Annotated in this window: 23 protein-coding genes; 9 read left to right on the top strand and 14 right to left on the bottom strand. The window is 71.6% G+C overall.

The window, feature by feature from the left end:
- Positions 1 to 119: 119 nt before the first annotated feature.
- Both F6J85_RS16975 and F6J85_RS16970 read left to right on the top strand, forming a co-directional pair.
- Positions 120 to 1,325 carry a glycosyltransferase gene (locus F6J85_RS16975; protein WP_150926894.1) on the top strand — a complete coding sequence of 402 codons (1,206 nt, stop codon included), beginning with the start codon at positions 120 to 122 and terminating at the stop codon, positions 1,323 to 1,325.
- A gap of 3 nt (positions 1,326 to 1,328) precedes the next feature.
- Positions 1,329 to 2,537: a glycosyltransferase gene (locus tag F6J85_RS16970; protein ID WP_150926892.1), complete on the top strand. Its 1,209-nt coding sequence runs from the start codon at positions 1,329 to 1,331 to the stop codon at positions 2,535 to 2,537.
- Here F6J85_RS16970 and F6J85_RS16965 read toward each other — a convergent pair.
- Both F6J85_RS16965 and F6J85_RS16960 read right to left on the bottom strand, forming a co-directional pair.
- Positions 2,521 to 2,961: a hypothetical protein gene (locus F6J85_RS16965; protein WP_150926890.1), complete on the bottom strand. Its 441-nt coding sequence runs from the start codon at positions 2,959 to 2,961 to the stop codon at positions 2,521 to 2,523. The two genes, F6J85_RS16970 and F6J85_RS16965, sit on opposite strands and share 17 nt — an antisense overlap.
- A gap of 52 nt (positions 2,962 to 3,013) precedes the next feature.
- Positions 3,014 to 3,250, bottom strand: coding sequence for a hypothetical protein (locus F6J85_RS16960; protein ID WP_150926888.1), 237 nt, complete (start codon positions 3,248 to 3,250; stop codon positions 3,014 to 3,016).
- A gap of 88 nt (positions 3,251 to 3,338) precedes the next feature.
- On the opposite strand from F6J85_RS16960, the gene F6J85_RS16955 reads away from it, so the two are divergent.
- On the top strand, positions 3,339 to 4,307 hold the full coding sequence (locus F6J85_RS16955) for a GlxA family transcriptional regulator (RefSeq protein ID WP_150926886.1): 969 nt from the start codon (positions 3,339 to 3,341) through the stop codon (positions 4,305 to 4,307).
- Between the two features lie 763 nt (positions 4,308 to 5,070).
- Here F6J85_RS16955 and F6J85_RS16950 read toward each other — a convergent pair.
- Positions 5,071 to 6,669, bottom strand: a complete 1,599-nt coding sequence (locus F6J85_RS16950; protein WP_150926884.1) for a M28 family peptidase — start codon at positions 6,667 to 6,669, stop codon at positions 5,071 to 5,073.
- Positions 6,670 to 6,845: 176 nt separating this feature from the next.
- Between F6J85_RS16950 and F6J85_RS16945 the strand changes: the two genes are divergently transcribed.
- On the top strand, positions 6,846 to 9,050 hold the full coding sequence (locus F6J85_RS16945) for an ATP-dependent Clp protease ATP-binding subunit (protein WP_150926882.1): 2,205 nt from the start codon (positions 6,846 to 6,848) through the stop codon (positions 9,048 to 9,050).
- Between the two features lie 104 nt (positions 9,051 to 9,154).
- On the top strand, positions 9,155 to 9,997 hold the full coding sequence (locus F6J85_RS16940) for a UbiA family prenyltransferase (RefSeq protein ID WP_150926880.1): 843 nt from the start codon (positions 9,155 to 9,157) through the stop codon (positions 9,995 to 9,997).
- A gap of 183 nt (positions 9,998 to 10,180) precedes the next feature.
- Here the strand turns inward: F6J85_RS16940 and F6J85_RS16935 are convergent, their stop codons facing one another.
- The 4 genes from F6J85_RS16935 to F6J85_RS16920 form a co-directional block, all read right to left on the bottom strand.
- Positions 10,181 to 11,053, bottom strand: a complete 873-nt coding sequence (locus F6J85_RS16935) for a hypothetical protein (RefSeq protein WP_150926878.1) — start codon at positions 11,051 to 11,053, stop codon at positions 10,181 to 10,183.
- Positions 11,054 to 11,350: 297 nt separating this feature from the next.
- Positions 11,351 to 12,475 (bottom strand): FAD-dependent oxidoreductase, encoded by a 1,125-nt coding sequence (locus tag F6J85_RS16930; protein ID WP_150926876.1) that lies wholly within the window; start codon positions 12,473 to 12,475, stop codon positions 11,351 to 11,353.
- Positions 12,468 to 13,160, bottom strand: a complete 693-nt coding sequence (locus tag F6J85_RS16925) for a methyltransferase domain-containing protein (protein ID WP_150926874.1) — start codon at positions 13,158 to 13,160, stop codon at positions 12,468 to 12,470. Before F6J85_RS16925 ends, F6J85_RS16930 begins: the two co-directional genes overlap by 8 nt.
- Entirely contained in the window at positions 13,157 to 14,296 is a 1,140-nt protein-coding gene (locus F6J85_RS16920) for a type III polyketide synthase (RefSeq protein ID WP_150926872.1), read from the bottom strand. The genes F6J85_RS16925 and F6J85_RS16920 overlap by 4 nt, the downstream gene beginning before the upstream one ends.
- Before the next feature lie 249 nt (positions 14,297 to 14,545).
- On the opposite strand from F6J85_RS16920, the gene F6J85_RS16915 reads away from it, so the two are divergent.
- Positions 14,546 to 14,932 carry a VOC family protein gene (locus F6J85_RS16915; RefSeq protein ID WP_150926870.1) on the top strand — a complete coding sequence of 129 codons (387 nt, stop codon included), beginning with the start codon at positions 14,546 to 14,548 and terminating at the stop codon, positions 14,930 to 14,932.
- Between the two features lie 6 nt (positions 14,933 to 14,938).
- Here F6J85_RS16915 and F6J85_RS16910 read toward each other — a convergent pair whose 3' ends face one another.
- The 6 genes from F6J85_RS16910 to F6J85_RS16885 form a co-directional block, all read right to left on the bottom strand.
- Positions 14,939 to 16,330: a glucose-6-phosphate dehydrogenase gene (locus F6J85_RS16910; protein ID WP_150926868.1), complete on the bottom strand. Its 1,392-nt coding sequence runs from the start codon at positions 16,328 to 16,330 to the stop codon at positions 14,939 to 14,941.
- A gap of 67 nt (positions 16,331 to 16,397) precedes the next feature.
- Positions 16,398 to 17,504 (bottom strand): ABC transporter permease, encoded by a 1,107-nt coding sequence (locus F6J85_RS16905; protein ID WP_150926866.1) that lies wholly within the window; start codon positions 17,502 to 17,504, stop codon positions 16,398 to 16,400.
- Positions 17,501 to 18,385, bottom strand: coding sequence for an ABC transporter ATP-binding protein (locus tag F6J85_RS16900; RefSeq protein WP_150926864.1), 885 nt, complete (start codon positions 18,383 to 18,385; stop codon positions 17,501 to 17,503). Before F6J85_RS16900 ends, F6J85_RS16905 begins: the two co-directional genes overlap by 4 nt.
- 125 nt (positions 18,386 to 18,510) lie before the next feature.
- Positions 18,511 to 18,792 carry a hypothetical protein gene (locus F6J85_RS16895; protein WP_238706999.1) on the bottom strand — a complete coding sequence of 94 codons (282 nt, stop codon included), beginning with the start codon at positions 18,790 to 18,792 and terminating at the stop codon, positions 18,511 to 18,513.
- Positions 18,793 to 18,858: 66 nt separating this feature from the next.
- Positions 18,859 to 19,524, bottom strand: coding sequence for a response regulator (locus F6J85_RS16890; RefSeq protein WP_150926862.1), 666 nt, complete (start codon positions 19,522 to 19,524; stop codon positions 18,859 to 18,861).
- A complete protein-coding gene (locus F6J85_RS16885) occupies positions 19,517 to 20,764 on the bottom strand; it encodes a sensor histidine kinase (RefSeq protein WP_238706998.1) in 1,248 nt (415 codons plus the stop codon). The genes F6J85_RS16890 and F6J85_RS16885 overlap by 8 nt, the downstream gene beginning before the upstream one ends.
- Positions 20,765 to 20,904: 140 nt before the next feature.
- Between F6J85_RS16885 and F6J85_RS16880 the strand changes: the two genes are divergently transcribed.
- The gene (locus tag F6J85_RS16880) at positions 20,905 to 21,489 is read left to right on the top strand and encodes an NADPH-dependent FMN reductase (protein WP_150926860.1); all 585 of its coding nucleotides are present in this window, start codon (positions 20,905 to 20,907) and stop codon (positions 21,487 to 21,489) included.
- Between the two features lie 158 nt (positions 21,490 to 21,647).
- Positions 21,648 to 22,262 (top strand): dihydrofolate reductase family protein, encoded by a 615-nt coding sequence (locus F6J85_RS16875; RefSeq protein ID WP_150926858.1) that lies wholly within the window; start codon positions 21,648 to 21,650, stop codon positions 22,260 to 22,262.
- A 9-nt stretch (positions 22,263 to 22,271) separates the two neighbouring features.
- On the opposite strand, the gene F6J85_RS16870 is transcribed toward F6J85_RS16875, so the two are convergent.
- A complete protein-coding gene (locus F6J85_RS16870) occupies positions 22,272 to 23,117 on the bottom strand; it encodes an exodeoxyribonuclease III (RefSeq protein WP_150926856.1) in 846 nt (281 codons plus the stop codon).
- A 221-nt stretch (positions 23,118 to 23,338) separates the two neighbouring features.
- Between F6J85_RS16870 and pyrE the strand changes: the two genes are divergently transcribed.
- Complete coding sequence (pyrE, locus tag F6J85_RS16865) at positions 23,339 to 23,917, top strand: orotate phosphoribosyltransferase (RefSeq protein WP_150926854.1); 579 nt, start codon at positions 23,339 to 23,341, stop codon at positions 23,915 to 23,917.
- Positions 23,918 to 24,077: the final 160 nt, after the last annotated feature.

Here is a 24,077-nt window from a genome sequence, read left to right as displayed (position 1 = left end):
CCCGCCACGCGCTCGCCGTGGCGCTTCCCAGGTGAGGGGAGGGGCCTCCGGTACGATGACAGGGCGCATGCACCGCACCGTGCGACCCCTACCGCCGCACAGATAGGCAGCCACCCGACGTGACCACCCCTGCGACGCCTGACAGTCCCGACGCCGCCCCTCGCCTCACCGTCCTGGTGGGCTGCGACACCTTCGCCCCCGACATCAACGGTGCCGCCCGCTTCGCCGAGCGCCTCTCCGCCGGACTCGTCGAGCGCGGCCACGACGTGCACGTCATGGCGCCCAACACCGCGTACCGCCGCTCGCGTCCGGGCACCGAGGTCGTCGAGGGGCAGCCGATGACGCTGCACCGCCTGCCGTCGGTCCGCTGGCCCCCGCACGACTGGCTGCGGTTCGTCTGGCCGTGGCGCTCCAAGCACTACGCACGCAAGGTGCTGGATGCGGTCAAGCCCGACGTCGTGCACATCCAGTCGCACATCGTGATCGGCCGGGGACTGGCCCGCGAGGCGCGCAAGCGGGGCATCCCCATCGTCGCCACCAATCATGTGATGGCCGAGAACATCCTCGACTTCACGACACTGCCCGACGCGCTCAACCAGGTCGTCGTCAAGCTCGCGTGGGCCGACGCGAAGCGCACCTTCGCCCTCACCCGGGCGGTGACGACCCCCACGCGCAAGGCGGCCGACTTCCTCGAGTCGACGATCGACATCCACGGCGTGATCCCGGTGAGCTGCGGCATCGATCGCCGCAACTACACCCCCCGCCTCGCCCCCCGCGAGTCCAACCGCATCCTCTTCGTCGGGCGCCTGACGTCGGAGAAGGGCATCGACGTGCTCCTGAACGCCGTCGCGCAGCTGGATCCGTCGCTGGATGTCACCCTCGACATCGTCGGCGGCGGAGACCAGCGCAAGAACCTCGAGCACCTCGCCGAGCAGCTGGGGATCGGCGGTCGCGTGACCTTCCACGGGCACGCCAGCGAAGACGACCTGCGCTCGCTGTATTCGCGTGCGAGCGTCTTCGCGATCGCCTCGATCGCCGAACTGCAGTCCATCGCGACGATGGAGGCGATGGCTTCGGGTCTGCCGGTGGTCGCCGCCGACGCCGTGGCCCTGCCGCACCTCGTGCACGACGGCGAGAACGGGTACCTGTTCGAGCCGGGCGACGCCGCCGAGATGTCCGCGCGCCTGACCGACGTGCTCACCGCCGATGCGGAGGAGTTCCTGCGCATGCAGCAGGCGTCGCTGGACGGCGTGATGGTGCACGACATCGAGCGCACGCTCGACACGTTCGAGGCCCTGTACCGCGGCACGCCCCTGCCGGAGTAGCCCGTGCACGTCGTGATGTTCGGCGACCAGCACGTCGAGTCATCCGGTGGCGCGCAGGTGTCGATGCGCCTGCAGCGCCGTTTCCTCGAGCGCGCCGGACACACCGTCACGATCGTCGCCCCGCGGATGCACGCACGCGCCACCCCTGACGCGGCCTACGTCGACCTGCCCTCGCTCCCGGTCACGCTCGACCGGGAGTATTCGATGAGCCTTCCCGGTGCCCGCACCGACCGATTCGTGGATGCGGCGATGTCACGCCGCCCGCCGGTGGACGTCGTGCACGTGCAGGCGGACTTCTGGGGCGCCCTCATCGGGCACCGCTTCGCCCGCCGCCACGGCCTGCCGGTCGTGCACACGATGCACAACCGGGTCGACGTCGGGATCGCCGCCGTCGCTCCCTTCCCCGCCGTCGTCCTGCGCGTGCTCAACGCGTGGGCGCGACGCGTGCTCGGGGTCAGCTCCCGTGCGCCGGGCTCCGGCTCCGACGGCTGGTCGTATCTGCGGCTCCTCGCCGGCGGAGTCGACGCGGTGACGGCCCCTTCTGCGCACTTCGCCCGTCGGCTCGAGACGCACGGGGTCTACCCCACCGTCGACGTCGTGTGGAACGGCATCGACGACGACGTGCTCGACGCCGCCGCGACGCCACCGGCCGGGCGCGCTCCTGGCCGCCCGCGGCTGGTGTGGGTGGGCCGGATGAGCGCGGAGAAGAGGCTCCTGCCCTTCCTCGAGGCTGTCGCCGTCTCCGGCATCACCGCCGACGTCGAGGTCATCGGAGGGGGCGGTCAGGCGCGGGCGGCGCGCCGGCTCGTGCGTCGGCGCCGCCCCGCCGCATCCGTCGTCTTCACCGGCCGCCTGCCCTACCCCGAGACCCTGCGGCGGATCGCCGCGGCGGATGCGGTGGTGCAGACCTCGATCGGATTCGAGACGCAGGGCATGACGGTGTTCGAGGCGGCGTCGCTGGGCACCCCGGCCGTTGTGAGCGACGCCGACATCGCCGGCGAGCTCGGCTCGGGCGCGTGGACGGTCGCGGATGCGTCGGCGACGGCTCTGGCCGCGACTCTCCGGCAGGCCGCCGACGACATCACCTCCGGCACGGCCCCCGCGCCCGAGGCGCGGATCCGGGAGCTGTTCCGCCAGTCCTCCCGCACGGCAGCGATGGTGGAGGTCTACCAGCGGGCCATCGCCGGACGCAGCGTCAGAGGAAGAGGCTGAGGGCGGCGGGATACAGCAGGGCCCACACGATCGTGGAGACCAGGAGTGCGACACCGATGCCTGTGCCTACCCCGGCCAGGGCCTGAGGCCGACCGCGCCGGGTGAGCCCGACGACCCCGAGGGCCACCGCAACGATGGAAAGAATGCCCTGCACGAGGTTGCCCGCGACGCCGATGATGCTCAGAGCGTCACCTGTGCCCCCGAGGGCGGCGGCCTGCAGGATCATCTGCAGGAGCAGGGAGAGCAGCAGCACCGCGCCGACCACGATCGAGGCCAGCCCGTACGGGTTGCCGCGCGCGGCGGAGGCCGGTGCGGCGGAGCCCGGTGCGGCGTAGGCCGCGGGAGCCGGATACCCGGCGGGGGCGCGGTGGGCCTGAGGTGCGGAATCGGCGGGGGACTGCGGTGAAACCGGTGGAGTGGTCACTGTGCCTCGTCTCTCGGGGTCCCGAGTCTACGGGGACCGTTCCGCGATCCGCTCACACGTGCGCGTGGACGCGTATCCGCCGAGGCGCGGCGAAGACGTGTGGGGGCCGGGCCGCGGCCGTGGCGGCATCCGGAAGGGAGGCCGGCCGCTCCGGCGCGGGAGCGGAACGCTCCGGCACGCGGCACGGCACGGTGGGGGCGGCCCGGTAACCGTCGCGGCCCAGGCCGCCGACGGTGGCGAAGATCCCCGCCGCCGCGAGGGCGGTGGTGGCGATCAGGAGAAGGATCATGGCAGGAAACCTACGCTTGCGCTCTGCCTGCCAACAGTGGCAGAGTGGCCACGACCCGAACGATTCCTGCCACCCCCTGAGGAGCCCCATGAAGACCGTCGCGGTGATCGTGCAAGACGGATTCGCCCCGTTCGAATTCGGCGTCGCGTGCGAGGCCTTCGGACTGGATCGGACGGCCGACGGCATCCCCAACTTCGACTTCCGCGTCGTCACCCCCGACCCCGGTGCCGTCGCATCCAAGATCGGTTTCTCGATCAATGTCGACAACGACCTGTCCTTCGCCTACGAGGCCGATCTCGTCGTGGTGTCGCCGACGCCGCGGGAGTACTGGACGCACGTCGACGAACGTGTGCTCGACGTCGTGCGGCAGGCCGTCGCGCGCGAGGCATGGGTGCTCAGCGTGTGCAGCGGATCGTTCATCCTCGCCGCCGCGGGTGTGCTCAACGGGCGCCGGGCGACCACCCACTGGATGTACGCGCAGATGATGGCCGAGATGTACCCCGGCGTCGACGTGGATCCCGATGTGCTGTACGTCCAGGACGGCCGCATCATCACCAGCGCCGGTACGGCTGCGGGCCTCGACGCGTGCCTGCACCTCCTGCGGCAGGAACTGGGTGCGGAGATGACCAACACGATCGCCCGGCGGATGGTCGTCCCGCCGCAGCGCGACGGCGGCCAGGCCCAGTTCATCAACAAGCCGCTTCCCGTGGTGGCCTCGCTGTCGCTCGCGCCGGTCAGTGACTGGATGCTGCAGAACCTCCGCGCCGATCTCTCGGTCGATCAGCTCGCTGCGAAGGCGCACATGTCGCCTCGCACCTTCGCACGCCGGTTCAAGGCCGACTTCGGCGCGACGCCCGCGGCGTGGCTTTCGCGGCAGCGCATCCTGCACGCGCAGCGGCTGCTGGAGAAGACCGACCTGGGCCTGGACCGGATCGCGTACGAGAGCGGCTTCGGTTCGGCGGCGGTACTGCGGCAGAACTTCGCCCGCACCCTCGGTGTCACCCCCACGGCATACCGGTCCCGCTTCCGGCACGTGGCTGCGGAACAGGCCGCCTGACCGGGCCGCGCCCTTCTGCGCGGGGCGCGCGGCCGTGCGCGGGGCGCGGCCGTGTCCGCCCTGCCGGCGGCGGGATGGTGCGCGGTCGTTCCCCGCGCTCCCTCGAGTCAGTCCTGCGAGTCACTCCCGCGCAAGCCCGAACTCTTCCAAGCCCGAACTCCTCAAGATCGGTGCCCTCGGGGTCGTGGGGGGTGGTTTTCGCCGCATCCGCGCGCGGATTTGAGGAGTTCGGTCCTGCGGCGACGCGCGAGCGGGATGGTGCGCGGTCGTTCCCCGCGCTCCCTCGTGCCAGTCCCGCGCAAGCCCGAACTCCTCAAGACCGGTGCCCTCGGCGTCGTGGGGGGTGGCTTTCGCCGCATCCACGCGCGGATTTGAGGAGTTCGGTCCGGCGGCGATGCGCGAGCGGAGGGGCCGAGGTCGTGGCGGCGGCGGTCGAGAGGCACGGATCCCCCGTGCCGGCTTCGGACTGGCGCGTCCCTGCGCCGGCACGCGGGGTCGCACGCATCCCCTCGCACCCGCCGCGTGTCTGTCCAGCCCCGCGCCCGAACTCCTCGAGAGCGGCGCCTGGGGGTCCGGCGGGGCGGGTTCGCGCCAGATCCGGGCGCGGATTTGAGGAGTTCGGTATCGGTGGCGCATCGAGGGCGGGAGCCGTCGGCTGCCGGTGTCGGTCGCGCCGCTGCCGGCGTCGGTCGCGCCCGTGCTGATGTCCGTCGCGTGAGTGCTGCTGGCCCCGGCAGCGCGAGCGGTGCCGGGGCCAGGGCGGCTACTGCGTCGCGCGGTCGCGCAGCGCGTCGAGGTCGACGGGCGCGCCAGCCGCCTTCTGGCGCAGCGCGTCGGCATCGGCGCCCTCCACCGTCGACGTGTCGAACGCGAACGTGATGACGGCGGCGGCCAGCGCGTCGGAGTTGACGTCGAGCGCGATGCGGTTGACGTTGCCCTTCAACTGATGCCGGTAGGCCCTTTCGAGCTGCTTGTAGAGAGTGCGATCAGCGCCCTGTCCGGTGAGGTTGTCGCACGGCTGGTGGTAGCACGGATCGTACGCGACGCCGGCGAGGCCGCCGTAGCGCGCCGCCTCCTCCTCGGTCTTGATCTCCTCGGCGCCGGTGAACAGCCCGCCCGCGGGGATGCCGACCGCGATGAACGGGCCGTAGTCGGAGCGACCGGAGAAATCGGTGTCCTGATAGGGGAGGTCCTTCGAGGTGTAGAACTGCTCGAAGACGTCCTCGATCTCGGCGGACCCGGGCGGGATGAAGCCCGGTTCGGCGGTGCCGCCGGAGTTGTCGCCGTCGTACACGCCGGTGAAATAGTTCGGCGAGCCGATCATGTCGAAGTTCAGGTACAGCGCGATCTGACCGAGCTGCTCCTCGGCGAGATTCGCGACGTAATACTCCGAACCGAGCAGGCCCTCCTCCTCGGCGCCCCACCACGCGAACCGCACGGTGTTGGTCGGCTTGACCCGCTTCATCTGGATCGCCGTCTCCAGCAGGCCCGCGCTGCCGGTGCCGTTGTCGTTGATGCCCGCGCCGTCCTGCACGCTGTCCAGGTGCGCGCCGGCCATCACGACGTTCGAGTCATCGCCGGTGCCCGTCTCGGCGAGCACGTTGTACGTCGTGCGCTCCTCGGCGAAGTAGTCCACCGTGACCGTCACGATCGCGCCGGGCGTGGACGCGAGATCCTCGCCCACGGGAGAGGACGCGAACACCGCGGGGATGGTGAGACCGGTCGCGTCGCCGATCATGCCGACCAAGCCCGGCCGGCCGTCGTTGGCGACGATGACGCCCGCCGCGCCGGCGTTCTGGGCGTTGAGCGCCTTGAGCGAGAAATCGCACGTTCCGCGCTGCACGAGGGCGATGCCCCCGACGGGGAAGCCGGTGAAGTCCTCCGGTTCGCAACCGCTCGTGCTCGAGCCGTCGGCCGGGAAGGGGGTCACGAGGTCGACGGGGACGAGGGCGCCGGTGGCCGACCCCTCCGGGCTGCCGGTGTCGAACGAGTTGCGCAGGAAGTCGGTGCCCTCCGCCCACGTCGTCGCCGGATCCTGGCGGCTGAGGGCGCTGTTCTCCTCCGTATAGGTGAAGGGGAACTCCTGCACCTCGGGGGCGTAGCCGGCCCGCTCGAGCTGCTTCACGACATAGTCGACGGATGCCTCGTAGCCGGGGCGCCCGGCGGCCCGGTCGCCATAGGAGTCGGCGATCCGCTGGAAATGCTTCAGGTGCCTGAGGACGTTGTTGACCTTGACGGCTTTGGTCAGGGTTTCGACGGTGTCGGCGTCGCGGGCCGCGAACGCCGGAGTGGCGATCCCGCCCGCACCCACCATCGCCGCCGCCGCGATCACGGCGGCCAGTCTGCGCTTCGTGAACGACATGCATGTTCCTTCCCGTGGCTCGGCGCCCCCATTGGCGCCGACGCGCAGAACGCTAACCGCGCCCGCCGCGCGCCGGTAGGGGCCTTTGTGCTCGGGCGGCATTGCCGCATCGCGCGATGTCGGATAAACTTGAGCCACAGCGACTCAAGTTTCGCGGACGGACTTCAAGGAGACACATGAACGCCACCCCGCAGCCCGGGCAGGAGGAGTCCCAGAGCGCCCTCGAGCAGTTCGGGATCAACCTCACCGACCGCGCCCGCCAGGGCAAGCTCGACCCCGTGATCGGTCGAGACAGCGAGATCCGGCGCGTGAGCCAGGTGCTCACCCGTCGCACGAAGAACAACCCCGTGCTCATCGGCGAGCCCGGCGTCGGCAAGACGGCCGTCGTGGAGGGGCTCGCGCAGCGCATCGTCGCCGGCGACGTCGCCGAGAGCCTCAAGGACAAGGAACTCGTCGCGCTCGACATCTCCGCCCTCGTGGCCGGCGCGATGTACCGCGGCCAGTTCGAAGAGCGACTCAAGAGCGTGCTGAAGGAGATCACCGAATCCGACGGCCGCGTGATCACCTTCATCGACGAGCTGCACGTGTTGATGGGGGCCGGCGGCGGAGAGGGTTCGGTCGCCGCATCCAACATGCTCAAGCCCATGCTCGCCCGCGGCGAGCTGCGCATGATCGGCGCCACCACCCTCGACGAGTACCGGGAGTTCATCGAGAAGGATGCCGCGCTCGAACGCCGCTTCCAGCAGGTGTACGTGGGCGAGCCGAGCGTCGAAGACACCGTGGCGATCCTGCGCGGACTCAAGGAGCGCTACGAGGCCCACCACAAGGTCGCGATCGCGGATGCGGCGCTCGTGGCGGCCGCATCGCTGTCGAACCGGTACATCCCCTCGCGCCAGCTCCCCGACAAGGCCATCGACCTCATCGACGAGGCGGCCTCGCGTCTGCGGATGGAGATCGACTCCGCGCCGCTGGAGATCGACGAGCTGCGCCGTCACGTCGACCGGCTGAAGCTCGAGGAGCTCGCACTGAAGAAGGAGAAGGACGACGCGTCCAAGGAGCGCCTCGCGGCGTTGCGCGAGACCCTCGCCGGCGAGCAGGCCCGCCTGAACGAACTGCAGGCCCGGTGGGAGCGTGAGCGCTCCTCCCTGAACCGCGTCGGTGACCTGAAGACCCGGCTGGACGCTGCGCGCGTCGAGGCCGAGCGCGCGCAGCGCGAGGGTGACCTCGAGCGGGCCTCGCGCCTGCTGTACGCCGAGATCCCGGCGCTGGAGCGCGAACTCATGACCGCCGAGCGGGAGGAGACCGAGGGCGAGCGCATGGTCGGCGACCAGGTCACCGAGGAGGACATCGCCGAGGTCATCGCGGCGTGGACCGGCATCCCCGTGGGCAAGCTCATGCAGGGCGAGACGGAGAAGCTCCTGCACCTGGAGTCCGAGCTGGGTAAGCGCCTGATCGGGCAGAAGGAGGCCGTCAAAGCCGTCTCCGACGCCATCCGCCGCTCGCGCGCGGGGATCAGCGATCCGCACCGGCCGGTCGGCTCGTTCATGTTCCTCGGCCCCACCGGTGTCGGAAAGACCGAGCTGGCGAAGGCCCTGGCGGAGTTCCTCTTCGACGACGAGCACGCCATGGTGCGCATCGACATGTCGGAGTACGGCGAGAAGCACTCGGTGTCGCGTCTGGTCGGCGCCCCTCCCGGGTACGTCGGCTACGAGCAGGGCGGACAGCTGACGGAGGCCGTGCGCCGGCGCCCGTACAGCGTCGTTCTCCTCGACGAGATCGAGAAGGCCCACCCCGAGGTGTTCGACGTGCTGCTGCAGGTGATGGATGACGGACGCCTCACCGACGGCCAGGGTCGCACGGTCGACTTCACGAACGTCATCCTGATCCTCACCTCCAACCTCGGCTCGCCGATCCTCATCGACCCGACGCTGTCGGCCGAGCAGAAGCGCGAGCAGGTGCAGGCGCTGGTGCGGCAGGCGTTCAAGCCGGAGTTCATCAACCGGCTCGACGACATCGTGATCTTCCACGTGCTCAGCGAGGACGACCTCGCCCAGATCGTCGAACTCGCCGTCGACGCCCTGCAGCGGCGTCTGCGCGAGCGCCGGCTCACCCTGGCGGTGACCCCCGACGCGCGGGCCTGGCTGGCCGAGCGCGGATACGACCCGGTGTTCGGCGCGCGGCCGCTGCGCCGCCTCATCCAGTCGGAGATCCAGGACCGCCTGGCCATGGCGATCCTGGCCGGGCGCGTGCGCGACGGCGACGTCGTGCGCGTTGACGTGGCCGCCGACGGGTCGAGCCTCGTGCTCACCGCCGACGGCGCGCCCACGCCCCCCGACATGTCCGACGACGACGAGGCGATCGAGGCCGTCCTGGACGACTGACGCCCGTCGAGACACCGCATTCCGGCCGAGGCACGCGGCATCGCGTGGTGTTCCGGACGGGATGTGGTGTCTCGAGCGCACGGTAGCGTCGGGGGATGCGGCGGATGCGGGTGATTCGGGCTCTGTGGGGCTCGACGCATCCCGGCCCCACCCTCGTGGTCACGGCGCTGTCACTCGCGCTGGGTCTGACCGCCGGGCTCGAGCCGTGGCGCCTCGTGCTGCTGGTGGTCGCCGTCTTCAGCGGCCAGGTGTCGGTGGGGCTGTCGAACGACGCCATCGACGCCGCCCGTGATGAAGCGGTCGGGCGCCGCGACAAGCCCATCGCCGCCGGCGTCGTCTCCGCCGGCGGCGCGCTCGGCGTGGCGGTCGGGGCGGTCGTCGTGGCGCTCGTTCTGTCCGCACCGCTGGGGGTGGGGATGCTGGCCGCCCACGCCGTCGCCCTCGCTGCGGCATGGGCGTACAACGCCGGACTCAAGGCCACGGCGTTCTCGATCGTGCCCTTCGTGGTGAGCTTCGGGCTGTTCCCGTCCTTCGCGACGCTGTCGCTGCCCGGCGGCGCTCCGGCGCCGACGTGGGCGGGCATCGCGGGGGCGGCGCTGGGCGCCGCCGTGCACCTCACCAACGTGCTCCCCGACCTCGACGACGATCGAGTAACCGGCATCCGCGGCCTGCCGCACCGGCTGGGCGCACGGGTGAGTGCCGTCGTCGCGGCGGCGGGGGTCGTCATCGGGGCGCTCGCTGTTCTCGCGGGCTCCTCCGGCGGGGAGCTCGCCCGTGTGCCGGTCATCGGCTGGGTCTTCTTCGCGGCCGCCGCCGCGGTGGCCGTGACGACCCTCGTTCGGGTGCTCGTGCGTCCGCCCGATCGCACGGTGTTCCGCCTCGTGATGCTCGCCGCCCTCCTTCTGGCCGCTCAGCTGGTGGCCACCGGATCCGCTCTGACCGCCTGACCCGCCGCTCCGCGACTCCGGGGCGCGATACGCCGGCGTCGGGCCCGCCCGACCAGACGCGCGCCTGCACGCGGGGTGCCGAGCGTGGGAACGCGATCGGCGGATCCTCCTCGGCTGGTTGAGCGCAGCTTCGTCCTCGGCCGGGGCAGAGGCGACTGCGCCGGCGCGGACGGCGCCAGCGGTCTAGTGCAGCTTGACCGGGGGGACCTGGCACACCTGCATCGCGGAGAGGTTGACCACCATCGCGGTGAACATCTCCTCGGCCGCCGTGCCGGTCGCCCACACGTACACCCACACCTGCGTCCTGATGTCGGGACCGAGCGTGAGGTACACCGGCGCGAGCGGAACCGACCCGAACGTCCCCGGCACCGGCGGGCTCGCGGCATCGGCGACGTCACCTTCGCCGTGAACCCCCTGGAAGAACGTGCCGAGGCCGGCCGTCGGGTTGTACGGGAGGTCCTCGCCTCGGATCTGGAAGAGCTGCACCTGCCGGGAGAGGGTGAGATCCCCGTTCTGATACGCGCAGATGCCGAGCCCGCCGGCCGTCCGCACACCTCGCTGGTCCGCTCCGACGCTCATGGAGGTGTACACGTAGCTGCCGACCGGTTTGAACGTCACGGACATCTGCTGTTCAGCCGACAGGTACACCCCCAGCGCCCCACTGGTCGAGCCGTCCGACGGGCCCATCGTGGTGATGCTGCCGTCGGACTTCAGCGGCATGCTGGAATTGTTGCTCGACCAGCTGGTGTCGAAGGGGATGCCGATGGTCCGGCAGCGCCGGAGCGCCTCGATGACTCCTGGCCTCTCTCGGACGAGGATGTCCAGGACCGAGGCCCATCTCGATGTGGTGAACCCGCCGAAGCTCCCGCCGGCAAGGTCCACGTCCAGGGCGTTGCGTTCAATGGTGTGGGCGGCATAGTCCGCGAAGCTGCGTGTGTCGGCTTCCACGTCGCTCTCGTCCAGGGTGGGCCGTCGGAGCCCAAGGCCCTCTCCGGTGAGGGCGAATCGTTCGAACGTCTCACGCAACTGCGCTGCGGAGACGGTTTCGTCAGGCATCGTTCCATCCTTCGTGTCGGGGTTCGCGCGACGCCGGCGGCGGCCGTCTTCGTGGGATGGCCGGAGCCAGCGAGCAGAGGCATGTCCCGCGCGCCCGCGGCTGCGATGGCGGTGCGTCAGCGAGCCGGTCACACCCCAGAATGCGCGGCTTTGCCGCACATGATCCTCCCGGTCGGGGTCATGTTCAAGACACCCCCCGGCGGGCCCGCCGCTACTGCTCTGCGCCGCGTACCTCGGCGGTTCGGCAACGACCGGGGCGTGCGCACCGGCGCCGCGCTCACGGCGTAGCGGGGCGTCTCACGCGTCGCGGTCGAAGCCCATCGCGTACGCGTGCGCCAGGAGCGTGCCGGCCGGCGTGGCCAGGGCCGCGCGCATCGCGGTGCGCCGCACGGCATCCATGCGCGCCGAGGCGGGACGGCCGAGGAACGTGTTCATGCTCGCGATGGCTCCCGACACGCGCGCCGACGCCCGGCGACGCCGCTCCCACCGCGCCAGGTCGGCATCCGGCGCTTCGCCCGAGCGCACCCACCGGGCCACGAGCGGCGCAAGGGTCACCGCATCCAGCAGGCCCAGATTCATCCCCTGCCCGCCCATGGGGCTCACCTCGTGCGCGGCGTCGCCGACGGCCAACAGGGCGCCGCGGCGCATGCGCGGGGCGACCGTGCGGCGGATGGCGAAGCCGTCGGCGGCGCCGATCTCCTCCGCGGCGGCGTGCTCGCCGCGCGCGTGCAGCGCCGCGCGCAAGACCGCCGCGCGTGCGGCGGGATCGTCCAGGCCGGATGGCGCGGGGGTGACGTATCGGCGCTGTCCGTCCGGCAGCGGGAACGACTCCAGCACGCCCTCGCGGTCCAGGTGCACGACGGCGTACTCCGGGCCGCCCGTGCCGACGTCGGCCATGACGTACCGATCCGGGTAAGGCTGGATGCGCACGGCCTCGGGCCGGTACAGCAGTGCCCGGGAGCGCGGCCCGCCGGCGAGCACGACCACCCGCGCGGCCAGTTCCGCCTCGCCGGACTCCGTCCGGAACACCACGGCCGGACGCCCGCCGCCGCGCAGCGCCGTGACCTCGCCGATGATCGGCGCCGGAGCATCCGCCGCCAGTGCCCGGTGCGTCGCCGGCTGCGGCAGCGTCGCGACGAACGGGAAGCGCCGGGAGAGCCGGTCGAAACGCACGACGCCGAGCACGCGTCCGCCCGAGCGGGCCTGCCCGCGGGAGACGCGCTGCGCCTGAGCCAGCAGGCGCTCCGTGGCACCGGATTCCTCCAGCGCGGCCAGCACCGGCGCGTGCACGCCGATGGCGCGCGACCCCTCGGACGGGTCGGCGCGCCGCTCCACGACGGCGACGTCGACACCGCGGCGGGCGAGTTCGGCCGACAGCAGCGTTCCCACCGGGCCGGCGCCGACGACGATGACCTCAGGCATCGCCGCGCGCCTCCGCGAGCACCCGGAAGGGAGCCGGCTGCGACACGTGCCACCCGTCGCCGAGGGTGCGCTCCAGCTCCTCCCGGCGGTAGCTGCGGCGGATGGAGCGGAGCCCGTCGGTGCGCAGGAACGTGCCCGGCGCCAGCGGCGTGATCCCGACGGCGTACAGGCCGTACGCCACCGGGCTGCGGGCGATGTCGCTGTGCACCGCGATGCCGCGCGAGAGCGCCCGCGAGTCGGCCATGAACGACGCGAGCGATGAGGCGTCGAGGTGGTGCAGGACATGGTTGGACACCACGGCGTCGTACCGCTCGCCCGCGTCCACGAGCGCGCGCGAGTCGATGCACACGAACCGCACGCCGGAGCGCTCACGCGCGGCGGCTGCGGCGTGCGCCCGCGGATCGGGATCGGCGCCGGTGACGGAGATCTCGAGCCCGTCGCGCCGGGCGAGCGCCACCAGTCGCTCGGCGAGGTCGCCGCCGCCCGACCCCAGATCCAGCACGCGGGCCGGCCGGCCCAGCCCGCTCAAGTGGGGCCGCAGGGTCGTCCGCCACACCGTGCCCCACCCCGAGACGAGGCGGTTCACGACGCCGAACCGCCGGTAGGTCGCCGCGAGCAGCCCCGGGTCGCACGCCGGGTCGTCCATGAGCTCGGTCAGCGCGGCGTCGCGTTCGCGCAGATTCATCGCGCCGCGAGCGCGGGCTGACGAGCGTCGGCGGGATGCTGCGGGGCCGCCGCATCCCGCACCGTCAGCCGGGCGGATTCCACCGTGAGGCCGGGGCCGAACGCCAGGGCCCCGATGCGCTGGCCGTCGGGCCGGGTGTCGTCCTCGAGGATCGCCCGCAGGATGAACAGCACCGTCGCGCTGGACATGTTGCCGTAGTCGCGGAGCACCTGACGCGAGGCCGCGAGGGCGTCGGGGGCGAGGCCGAGCCCGCTCTCGACGCGGTCGAGGATGCTGCGGCCGCCGGGGTGCACGGCCCACGCGTCCACCGCATCCGGCCCGCCGAACACGTCATCCACGATCGCGCGGACCTCCCGCCCCACGATGCGCGGAACCTCCGCGGTGAGGGTCATCTCGAATCCGGCGTCGCCGACGGTCCACATCATGTCGCGCTCGCCCTGGTCGCTCAGGCGCGTCGCGAATCCGCCGAGGTCGAGTCGGCGTGGCCGCCGCCCGGGCCGGCCCGACACCACGGCGGCGGCGGCGCCGTCGGCGAAGACGGAGGCGGCCACGATCTGCTCGGGGTCGTCGGAGCTGCGGATGTGCAGCGAGCAGAGCTCGACGGAGGAGATGAGGACGACGGCGTCGGGTTCGGCGGCGACGATGCGCGACGCCATCCGCAGTGCCGGCATCGCGGCGGCGCATCCGATGAAGCCGAGGTGGTCACGCTCGACGGCCGGGTTCAGGCCCAGGTCGCGCACCAGGAGTGCATCGGGACCGGGGGCGAAGAGCCCGGTGCACGACACCGTGATGACATGCGTCACCTCCGCGGGGTCGACGTCGGCGGAGGCGAGGGCGGCACGCGCGGCGGCGGCGAACAGCGGCGGCGCGGCGCGGCGGAACTCGTCGTTGCGGGCGCCGGTGGAGGGGGAGAGGAGCCGGCCCCCGGACTGCACGTGCAGCCCGGACGCACCGCCGCCCAGTTCGGCCAGCACCGTGTGGCGCGTCTGGATCGCCGAGGCCGCGAACGCGGCGGTGATGATCCGCCGGGCGCGCCGGTCGATATCGGGCTGTGCGGCCATCATCTCGCGCACCTCGTCCTGAGCGAGACGCGTCGGAGGCAGAGCGGTTCCGAGGCCGAGGATGCTGGCGGTCATGGTTCACTCTAGGCACCTCCACCCGTGAGTGGGCCGGGGCTGGTGAGGCGCGGTATGCCGTGCTAATCAGCGGGACGCAGCGCGCAGAACTCAGGAAAAATCGGGGCGTCGGGGCATCCGGAGGCGGGTGGGTGGCGGTTTCTCCTGAGTTCTGCGCGGCCGGCACCGCGGCCGGCGTCCTCTGGACAGCGGCGGCGGGGAGGCGGACGATCGGGAGCGGGCGGCCGCACGCGCCGCGAAGGAGGCAGCATGTTCGACCCGACGTCCGCGTACAGCGGCTTCTCGGTGGATGACATCGACGCGGCGCGCGCGTTCTACCGCGACACGCTCGGGCTCGAGGTCGTCGACGACGAGATGGGATTCCTCGAACTCCTCCTCGAATCCGGCGGCCACGTGCTGGTGTACGCCAAACCCAACCATGAGCCGGCGAGCTTCACGATCCTGAACTTCCCCGTCGCAGACATCGAGTCGGCCGTCGACGATCTCAACGCGCGGGGCGTCGTGACGAAGATCTACGACGATGCGGAGTTCCCGACCGACTCCCGCGGCATCATGCGGGAGGGCGGGCCGCTCATCGCGTGGTTCCGCGACCCGGCGGGCAACGTGCTGTCGGTGCTGCAGGCCGAGGAGCAGTAAGCCGCGCTACGAGCGGCTCAGGGCGCCGTCCGGATGCCGCGGCCACGAGTCGGGGCGCTCACTGCCGGCGGGGTACTCGTCCAGCGGCACCTCGCCCGCGCGCCACGCGTCCCGCACCGGCTGCACGATCCGCCAGCACTCCTCGGCGGCATCCCCGCGGACGGCCAGGGTGGCATCGCCGTCGAGGATCCCCGACAGCACCTCGGCGTAGGCCTTCAGGGCTCCCTCGCCCAGCTCCGCCTGCAGCACCGCGCGCTCGAGCTCGAAAGGATCGTCGCCGCCGTTGAGGTTCAGTTCCAGCGCCACGCGGTCGGGGCCGAGCGAGAAGCGCAGCACCGACGGTTCGGTGCTGCCGGTCAGGCCGTCGGGCAGATGCCGCACCGGGCGGAAGCGGACGATGACCTCCCGGTCGGCGTCGTCCATGGCCTTCCCCGAGCGAAGGGTGATCGGCACGCCCCGCCAGCGGTCGGTGCGCACCTCGCACACCAGCTCGGCGAGGGTCTCGGTCTGATTCGCCGCATCCACCCCCGGCTCGTCCACATACGCGGGGAGGTCGCGGTCGCCGATCGAGCCCGCCGTGTAGCGGGCGCGGCGCGAGGAGGTCTTCGGATCGTCGTCCCACACGTGCGTGGCGCGCAGCACCGCCGCGGTGGCCTCGCGGAAGTCTCTCTCGTCCAAGGTCGCGGGCGGATCCATCGCGAGGATGGCGAGCACCTGCAGCAGGTGACTCTGGATCATGTCCACCAGCGCGCCGGCGCGATCGTAATAGCCTGCCCGGCCTTCCAGGCCGAGCGTCTCGTCGTAGCGGATGAGGACCGACTCGATGTGCTCGGCCGACCACACCGGCTCGATCAGACGGTTGGCGAGCCGGATGCCGACGAGGTTGAGGGTCGTGGACCGCCCGAGGAAGTGGTCGATGCGGAACACCTGCGACTCCGGGACGATCTGCTGCACGGTCTCGTTCAATCGCCGGGCGCTCGCTTCGTCGCTGCCGAACGGCTTCTCCAGGGCGAGGATGAGGCCCTCCGGCACCTCCACCCGGGTGAGCGCCGCGCACGCGCGTTCGGCGATGGCCGGCGGGACGGCGAAGTACAGGGCGATGCGGCCCTCGCCGCCGGCCAGCAGTGCGGTCAGGTCGTCCGGGTCGGTGATGTCGGCACGGGTGTAGGTGGTGGTGGCGACCGCGTCGAAGGCGTCAGCGGAGTCGGTGGTGGCGAAGGCGGCGCGGACGATCTCGCGCCACGCCTGGTCGTCCAGGTCGTCGATGCCGGCGCCGCGCAGGTGGATGGGGCGGTCGGGCTCGCGCGTGAGCAGCTGCCCGAGAGCGGGAAGCAGCAGGCGGGAGGTGAGATCGCCGGATGCTCCGAGGATGAGAAGGGTCGTGGTCTCCGCCGCCATGGGCACACCATAGCGATCGGGAGGGGAGGCGCCGACCCCTTGCGCCTCCCCTCCCGATGCGTTCGTCTCAGCCGCGCAGCGCCTCGGCGAGCTTGACCCGCGCGCCCATCCGCAGCAGCGAGTTCTGGTAGATCCGGGCGCCGACCCAGATCGCGGCCACGCACGTGGCCATCAGGATCACCAGCGACACGATCGGCTCCCACCACTGGGCCTCGCCGAGGTACTGCCGCAGCGGCATCCCGACCGGCGCCGAGAACGGCACGTACGACATGATGCCGAGCACGAGCGGGTTGTCGTTGAAGAAGATCACCAGGAAGTACGGCGCCATGATCAGCATCGTCAGCGGCGTCGTGGTGGCGCCGATGTCCTCCTGGCGCGAGACCATCGCGCCGGCCGCGGCGAACAGCGCCGCCAGCAGGACGAAGCCGAAGAAGAAGAACACCGCGAACCACAGCAGCGGCGCCCCCAGGCCCGCGAGCACCTCGGTCTGCCCCGTGATCGACAGGCCCACCACGGCGATCGCTGCGAGCGCGATGATCTGAGCCATCGCCAGGATCGTGTTGCCCACGACCTTGCCGGCCAGGAGGGAGCGCACCGGGATGGCGGAGATGAGGATCTCCACGACGCGCGTCTGCTTCTCCTCCACGACGCTCGTCGCGATCGTGGAGCCGAAGATGGATGCCGCCATCAGGAAGACGATGCCGAAACCGAGCGCCACGAAGTAACGCAGGATGCCGTCCATCCCGCCGGTCGGGTCGAGCAGCTCGACCGTCGGCGACTGGCTGAGCATCGCCATGAGCCCGCTGGGGACGCCGTCGTCGGCGACGATCTTGAAGTCGAACCCGCTGCCGGAGTCGTCGGGCAGGAGGGCCGCGTCGACGGTGCCGTCGGCCACGAGCGCGGTCGCCGCATCCGCGTCGTCCGCGACGGTGACGTCGAGTCCTTCCAGGCCCTCGACGTCGCGCTCGGTCTGGCTCGTGACGGCCACCGGGATGCCCTCGTCGGCGCTGTTGGCGGCCGCGAAGCCGCCCCACAGCACGGAGGCGAGAGCGGCGATCAGGAGGATCGCGGAGGAGATGACGAAGGCCTTGCTGCGCAGCTTCGAGCCGATCTCCCGCTCGGCGACGAGCCACGCGCTCTGCCATTCGCTGGGGGATGAGGGTGCGGTGCTCATTGGATGACCTCCTTGAAGATCTCGGCGAGGGTGGGGCGCTGCGGGGCGAAGCTGGCGACGTCGCCGCGCTCGACGGCGTGGCGGAGCACGCGCTGCGCGGCCTCGTCGTCGTCGGCTTCGAACAGGGCGTAGCCGCCGGCGAAGTCGACCACCGTGATGCCGGGCTGCTCGCGCACCCAGCCGGCGTCGCCGGCCGAGACGAGCTCGAAGCGGCGACCCGAGTGCTCTGTGCGCAGCGCGTCGCGGGATCCGGCGGCACGGATGCGGCCGCCCGCGATGATCACGAGGTCATCGCACAGCCGCTCCACGACGTCGAGCTGGTGCGAGGAGAACAGCACGGCCGAGCCGGCCGCGGCGCGCTCCTGCAGCACGGCGGCCACGACGTCGACGGCCAGGGGGTCCAGGCCCGAGAACGGCTCATCCAGGATGAGCACCTCCGGGTCGTGCACGAGCGCCGCGGCGATCTGGGCGCGCTGCTGGTTGCCCAGCGACAGCGTCTCGACCAGGTCGTTCAGGCGCTCGGAGAGTCCGAGCCGGTCCAGCAGCGCCTCGGCCCTGGACGTCGCCTCCGCCTTGCCGAAACCGTGCAGCCGAGCGAGGTAGGCGATCTGCTCGCCGACCTTCATCTTCGGGTACAGGCCGCGCTCCTCCGGCATGTACCCGAAGCGGCGCCGATCAGAGGTCGTGACCTCACGCCCCTCCAGCAGCACGCGGCCGGCGTCCTTCGCGAGCACGCCGAGCGCGATCCGCATCGTGGTGGTCTTGCCGGCGCCGTTGCCGCCGACGAAGCCGGTGAGGCGCCCCGGGGCGATCTCGAAGCTCACGTCGTCGAGCACGCGGCGACCGCCGTAGCTCTTGGTGATGCCCTCCAACTGGAGCACGTGTCCTCCTCCTTCGGCACCCGTCGGGCACCTCACCACTCACGCTACGGAGAGCATCACCGCCTCACATCCGCCCCCGGGCGGGTTCTCGTCCTCCCCCGCGAGGGGGAGGAGGGTGCACAGGATCAGGAGCGGCCGGGCATGTTCAGGTCTTCGGGGTCGACGTCGACGTCGCCGACGTCGTCCGGCCCGCCCGTGCCGGGGACGGCGCGGATGTCGTCGGGATCGATGTCGTCGTCGATGGTGTCGGGAAGGGGGTCGTCCTGCTTGTGCTGCGTGTCGGACTCGCTCGCCGGGCTGTACGACATGTCCTTGCGGACGGCCTGGCTCTCGGGGAGGGCTTCTCCGGCTGCCGCCGCGCGCTCGCCGTCCGCATCCGGCCTGCTGTTGTCATCATCGGTCTTCATGCGTCCGAGGCTAGGTGCGGAGGATCGCCCGCCATGGGCCTTGACAACGGTGCGCGACGGCGGCGCTCAGACCAGGCGGGACCGATGCGCGATCACGACGGCCTGCACGCGGTCGCGCGCGCCGAGCTTCTGCAGGACATTGGACACGTGCGTCTTGACGGTCGCCTCCCCGATGAACAGGCGCTCGGCGATCTCGGCGTTGCTGAGCGCGTCGGCCATCAGGCGGAGCACCTCCGCTTCGCGCTCGGTGAGGGGTTCGGCCAGGGTCACCGGCGGCCGCGCGGCCTCGGGCGCCGCCTCGGCGGGCTGCGAGAACCGCGCGATCACCCGCCGGGTCACCTCCGGCGCCAGCAGCGCGTCTCCGCCGGCGACCACGCGGACGGCGGAGACCAGCTGCTCGGGACCGGCGTTCTTCAGCAGGAATCCGCTGGCCCCCGCATCCAGTGCCGAGAACAGGTAGTCGTCGCGGTCGAACGTCGTCACGATGAGCACGGCCGCCGCCATCGCCGGGTCGGCGACGATCGCACGCGTGGCCTCCAGGCCGTCCATGTCGGGCATCTGCACGTCCATGCAGATCACGTCGGGAGCCAGGGCGGATGCTGCGGCAACCGCTTCCGCCCCCGTGGCGGCCTCGCCGACCACGACGATGTCGTCCTCGAGCGAGAGGATCGTGCGGAACCCCGCCCGCATCATGGCGTGATCGTCCACGAGGAGCACCCGGATCTCAGACATCCGCGCCCACCCGCCCGCTCAGCGGCACGCTCACCCGCACGAGATATCCCCCGCGCGCGCGGGGACCCATCTCGATCGTGCCCCCCGACGCCGCAGCGCGCTCGCGCATGCCGACCTGTCCCAGGCCGGGTTGCCCCGGCCGTCCCCGGCCGGTGTCGACGATCTCCAGTTCGAGCGTCTCGGCGCCGTAACGCAGCCGCACGTCGGCGGTGGCATCCGGGCCGGCATGACGCCGCGCGTTCGTGAGGGCCTCCTGCGCGATGCGGTACAGATTCAGCTGCACGAGATCCGGCACCTCCGCCTGCTCGCCGATGACGGTGAACGTGGCGTGGACCCCGGCAGCGGTCGTCTCCTCCACGAGCGCCGGCAGCCCCGCCAGCCCGCGGGTGGTGGGCCCGGTCTCGGGGTCGGGGTCGGTCCCCGGCGTGCGCAGGGTGGCCAGCAGCTGGCGCAGCTCTCCGAGCGACTCACGGGCCGCATCCTCGACGGCTTCGAGGATGCGGCGCGCCTCCTCGGGGTCGCGGCCCATCACGGCGCGCGCGGCGCCGGCCTGCACCCCCATGAGCGAGACGTGGTGGGCCACGACATCGTGCAGCTCGCGGGCGATGCGCACGCGATCGAGGGCGACCGCCTGCGCGGCGGTCACCTCGCGTTCCTGCTCGAGTTCCCGCGTGCGCTCCTCGAGTTCGCGGCGCTCGCGCATCTGGGCGTACGCGCGTTCGCCGAAGTAGTACGCGCCGCCGAAGTAGAGGACGTTGACCAGCACCGTCAGCAGCGTGAACGCGACGAACGGCGACAAGCTCCCCGCCTCCGCGAGTGCTTCCTCGGTCGCCGGTGAGGTGACGTCCTGGAAAGTCACCACGGCGAGCCACACGAACATCCCGGCGATGATGGCGATGCGCACGAGAGTGGCCCGCCGGCGGTTTCCCGACCAGGCACCCACCGTGAACAGGGCGATGAACACCGCGATGTTGCCGGCGTACAGCTCGGGGATGCGCAGGGTCACGGCGGCGAAGTACGCGACCGAGACGACCACGGCGACGATGGCGGGCCAGCGCCGCCGCACCGCGAGGGGCACGGCGAGGACGACGGCGTAGACGACGGCGAGGGCCATCTCCCCCTGCTCGTCGCCGTACAGGCCGGAGATCGACGACAGTACGGCGCTGAGGAGGGCGCCGAGGAACACCGCGACGGCGAGGATCACGTCGTTGCGCTGCTGCGCGGGGGTTATCGGGGTCACTCCTCCACCGTACGGGCGGCGTCGGCGGGCGACATCCGTCTGACGGGGGAGACGGCTGCGCGGGAATAGACCCGCCGGAGAACTACTTGCACTTGCATAGACCGCGGGAAATCCCGCAAGACCTCAACGGAAGGATCGTCGTGACCTCGTACACGATCGGCTACATCGTCGGCAGCATCTCCAGCACCTCCATCAACCGCCGCCTGGCGAAGGCACTGGAGTCCCTCGCTCCCGACAACGTGACCCTCGTGGAGATTCCGATCCAGGACCTCCCCTTCTACTCCACCGACTTCGACGCGGAGTTCCCGCAGGTCGCCACCGACTTCAAGCAGGCCATCAAGGACGTCGACGGCGTGCTCATCGTCACGCCCGAGTACAGCCGCTCCATCCCCGGCGTCCTCAAGAACGCGCTGGACTGGGCCGCGCGTCCGTACGGCGACGGCGCCCTCGACCACAAGCCCGTCGCCGTGATCGGCACCTCCGGCAGCCCGATCGGCACGGCCGCCGCCCAGCAGCACCTCAAGGCGATCCTGAGCCACCTCAACGCCCCCACCCTCGGCCAGCCGGAGGGCTTCATCCAGTCGCACCCGGGTCTGCTGACCGACGGCGGCGAGATCGCCGACGACACCACCGCCGGGTTCCTGCGCGGCTACCTGGAGGCGTTCACGGCGCTCGTGTCCCGCTACGCGGCGGGCGAGGAGCGCAGCGAGGCCCGCGCGGCCTGAGCCGCCGCATCCCGAGCCGCGAAGCCCGGAGGACCGTGTCGGTCCTCCGGGCTTCGTGCTGCCACGGGCGCTGTTGACAGGAGGGCGAGAGCTCGAACACCATCGGAGCGGGCCGTCGGATGCGTCGGCGCGCGCAATCCGACTGGAGTGAGAGCAGCATGGCCGGGACCATCCACATCGACCTGTTCAGCACCCTCGACGGGGTCATGCAGGCGCCCGGCGCGCGGGACGAGGATCCGGAGAACGGGTTCGCCTACGGCGGCTGGCAGGCGCCGATCGACGACGACGCCGTCGGGGAGGACGTCATGGCGGGCATCGAGCGCATGGACGCGCTGCTCCTCGGCCGCCGCACGTACGACATCTTCGCGGCGTACTGGCCGGTGTACGAGGGCCCGGGCTCGCAGATCGCGCGGAAGTTCAACGCGATCCCGAAGTACGTCGCATCCCGCGGTACCCCCGCCCTGGACTGGGAGGGATCGCAGCTGCTGGGCCCAGACCTCGCTTCGGCGGTGGCGGAGCTGCGGGAGCGTCACGACGAGGTGCATGTGGTCGGCAGCGTCGACTTCGCCCGCACGCTCGTGGCGGAGGGGCTGTTCGACGTGCTGCACCTGTGGGTGTACCCGATCGTCCTGGGCACGGGCAAGCGGCTCTTCCCCGAGAACGGGCCCGCGCGCGGGCTCCGGCTGCTCGAGCCGCCCGTGGCCGGTCCGCAGGGCGCGCTCCTCCTGCGCTACGGACCCGGCGGCGAGGTGGCCACCGCCGACATGGGGTGAGCTCCGGGCTCAGCCGAAGATCATCGGACGGTCATCGTCCGCCTCGGGCCCGGTGAGGTCGAGGTCGACGACGACGGGGACGTGGTCGCTGGGCACTTCGCCCTTGCGCTCGTTGCGGTGGATCTGAGCGCCGGTGACGGCCTGCGCGAACGCGTGCGACCCCAGGATGAAGTCGATGCGCAGCCCCTCGTTGCGGGGGAAGCGCAGCTGCTTGTAGTCCCAGTACGTGTAGCCGGTGGGCACGAGCGGGCGCACGACGTCGGTCACCCCGGCCGCCTCCAGAGCCGCGAAGGCCTCCCGCTCGGGCGGGGAGACGTGCGTCGTCACACCCTCGATGACGGTCGGGTCGCCGTTGTCGGCGTCGGTGGGGGCGATGTTGAAGTCGCCCGTCAGGGCGAAGGCGAGGTCGGGCGTGCGGGAGAGGGTGGCCGACGTGTACTCCTGCAGCGCGCTCAGCCAGTCGAGCTTGTAGACGTAGTGCGGGTCGCCGAGCGACCGGCCGTTGGGCACGTACAGGCTCCACACCTTGACCCCGCCGACGGTCGCGCCGATCGCGCGCGCCTCCTGCGGAGCATCCGGGCCCTCGTGCCCCTTGGCGAAGCCGGGCATGCCGGGGAAGCCGATCTCGACGTCCTCCAGCGGCTCGCGGCTCGCGATCGCGACGCCGTTCCACTGGTTCAGCCCGTGCGCGGCGATGTGGTAGCCGGCCTCCTCGAACGCCTCGTACGGGAACTGTTCGGTCTTGCACTTGATCTCCTGCATCGCCAGCACGTCGATGTGCTCGCGCACCGCGAAGTCGACGATGCGGGGGAGGCGGGCGCGGATCGAGTTGACGTTCCAAGTGGCCAGGCGCATGCATCCACCCTATGGTCGCCCGCCGACGCGCTGCAGGCGCCGGCCTGTCCCCGCCTGGCCCTGCCCACCTGCGTGGCACAACTGCGGGGATGCTGCGCGACGCGCCGGTCCGTGGCCGTGTGTGGCGGCGTGTCGCGGACGATCTCCGCCGTTGTGCGCCGCGGCATTCCGCGCTTGTGCCCGGCCGGGGAGGGGGATGCGGCGCCCATAGACTCGGGAGCATGACCGCCGCCTCCACGCCCGAGATCGAAGCCGACCGCCAGGACCTCATCCGGCTCATTTCGGACGAGGCGGTCTTCCACGGCGACTTCACGCTCTCCAGCGGCAAGCAGGCGACGTACTACGTCGACATGCGCAAGCTCACGCTCGACCATCGGGCCGCCCCCGCGATCGGGCGCATCATGCTCGACCTCATCCGCGACCTCGACGGCATCGCCGCCGTGGGCGGCCTGACACTCGGCGCCGACCCCATCGCCAACGCCGTGCTGCACGAGTCGGTGCGCGCCGGGCGCCCTCTCGACGCGTTCGTCGTGCGCAAGGAGCCGAAGGACCACGGTCGCGGCCGACAGATCGAGGGTGCGGATGTCGCGGGCAAGCGCGTCGTCGTCGTCGAAGACACCTCGACCACGGGTCAGTCCGCGCTCAAGGCCGTGGAAGCGCTGCGGCGCGAAGGCGCCGACGTGGTCGCGGTGGCCGTGATCGTCGACCGGAAGACCGGCGCCCAGGCCGCTGTCGAGGCGGCCGGCCTGCAGTGGCTCGCCGCGATCGACCTCGACGACCTCGGCCTCCAGCCCCAGTAGCCCGCGCACGCCGCCCGTCGCACGTCGCGCATGCCGAGAGTGCATCACCTCGGCGAATCCGCACCGAATCCGGTGCACTTTCGCCGGGTTGATGCACTTTCGGCGAAGCGGGGGTCGGCGAAGCGGGCGCGGGGCGTCAGTCGCGGTCGCGGCGGCGGAA

The sequence above is a fragment of the Microbacterium lushaniae genome (assembly GCF_008727775.1).
Classification (GTDB): Bacteria; Actinomycetota; Actinomycetes; order Actinomycetales; family Microbacteriaceae; genus Microbacterium; species Microbacterium lushaniae.
Note: the sequence above shows the minus strand (reverse complement) of the source record. Positions and strands in the feature narration are given on the sequence as shown.

Bases quoted from the DNA above. Each gene is read 5' to 3' on its own strand.
- F6J85_RS16960 (WP_150926888.1), bottom strand. From the start codon at position 3,250: ATGATCCTTCTCCTGATCGCCACCACCGCCCTCGCGGCGGCGGGGATC.
- F6J85_RS16955 (WP_150926886.1), top strand. From the start codon at position 3,339: ATGAAGACCGTCGCGGTGATCGTGCAAGACGGATTCGCCCCGTTCGAA.
- F6J85_RS16950 (WP_150926884.1), bottom strand. From the start codon at position 6,669: ATGTCGTTCACGAAGCGCAGACTGGCCGCCGTGATCGCGGCGGCGGCG.
- F6J85_RS16945 (WP_150926882.1), top strand. From the start codon at position 6,846: ATGAACGCCACCCCGCAGCCCGGGCAGGAGGAGTCCCAGAGCGCCCTC.
- F6J85_RS16940 (WP_150926880.1), top strand. From the start codon at position 9,155: ATGCGGGTGATTCGGGCTCTGTGGGGCTCGACGCATCCCGGCCCCACC.
- F6J85_RS16935 (WP_150926878.1), bottom strand. From the start codon at position 11,053: ATGCCTGACGAAACCGTCTCCGCAGCGCAGTTGCGTGAGACGTTCGAA.
- F6J85_RS16930 (WP_150926876.1), bottom strand. From the start codon at position 12,475: ATGCCTGAGGTCATCGTCGTCGGCGCCGGCCCGGTGGGAACGCTGCTG.
- F6J85_RS16925 (WP_150926874.1), bottom strand. From the start codon at position 13,160: ATGAATCTGCGCGAACGCGACGCCGCGCTGACCGAGCTCATGGACGAC.
- F6J85_RS16920 (WP_150926872.1), bottom strand. From the start codon at position 14,296: ATGACCGCCAGCATCCTCGGCCTCGGAACCGCTCTGCCTCCGACGCGT.
- F6J85_RS16915 (WP_150926870.1), top strand. From the start codon at position 14,546: ATGTTCGACCCGACGTCCGCGTACAGCGGCTTCTCGGTGGATGACATC.
- F6J85_RS16910 (WP_150926868.1), bottom strand. From the start codon at position 16,330: ATGGCGGCGGAGACCACGACCCTTCTCATCCTCGGAGCATCCGGCGAT.
- F6J85_RS16905 (WP_150926866.1), bottom strand. From the start codon at position 17,504: ATGAGCACCGCACCCTCATCCCCCAGCGAATGGCAGAGCGCGTGGCTC.
- F6J85_RS16895 (WP_238706999.1), bottom strand. From the start codon at position 18,792: ATGAAGACCGATGATGACAACAGCAGGCCGGATGCGGACGGCGAGCGC.
- F6J85_RS16890 (WP_150926862.1), bottom strand. From the start codon at position 19,524: ATGTCTGAGATCCGGGTGCTCCTCGTGGACGATCACGCCATGATGCGG.
- F6J85_RS16875 (WP_150926858.1), top strand. From the start codon at position 21,648: ATGGCCGGGACCATCCACATCGACCTGTTCAGCACCCTCGACGGGGTC.
- F6J85_RS16870 (WP_150926856.1), bottom strand. From the start codon at position 23,117: ATGCGCCTGGCCACTTGGAACGTCAACTCGATCCGCGCCCGCCTCCCC.
- pyrE (WP_150926854.1), top strand. From the start codon at position 23,339: ATGACCGCCGCCTCCACGCCCGAGATCGAAGCCGACCGCCAGGACCTC.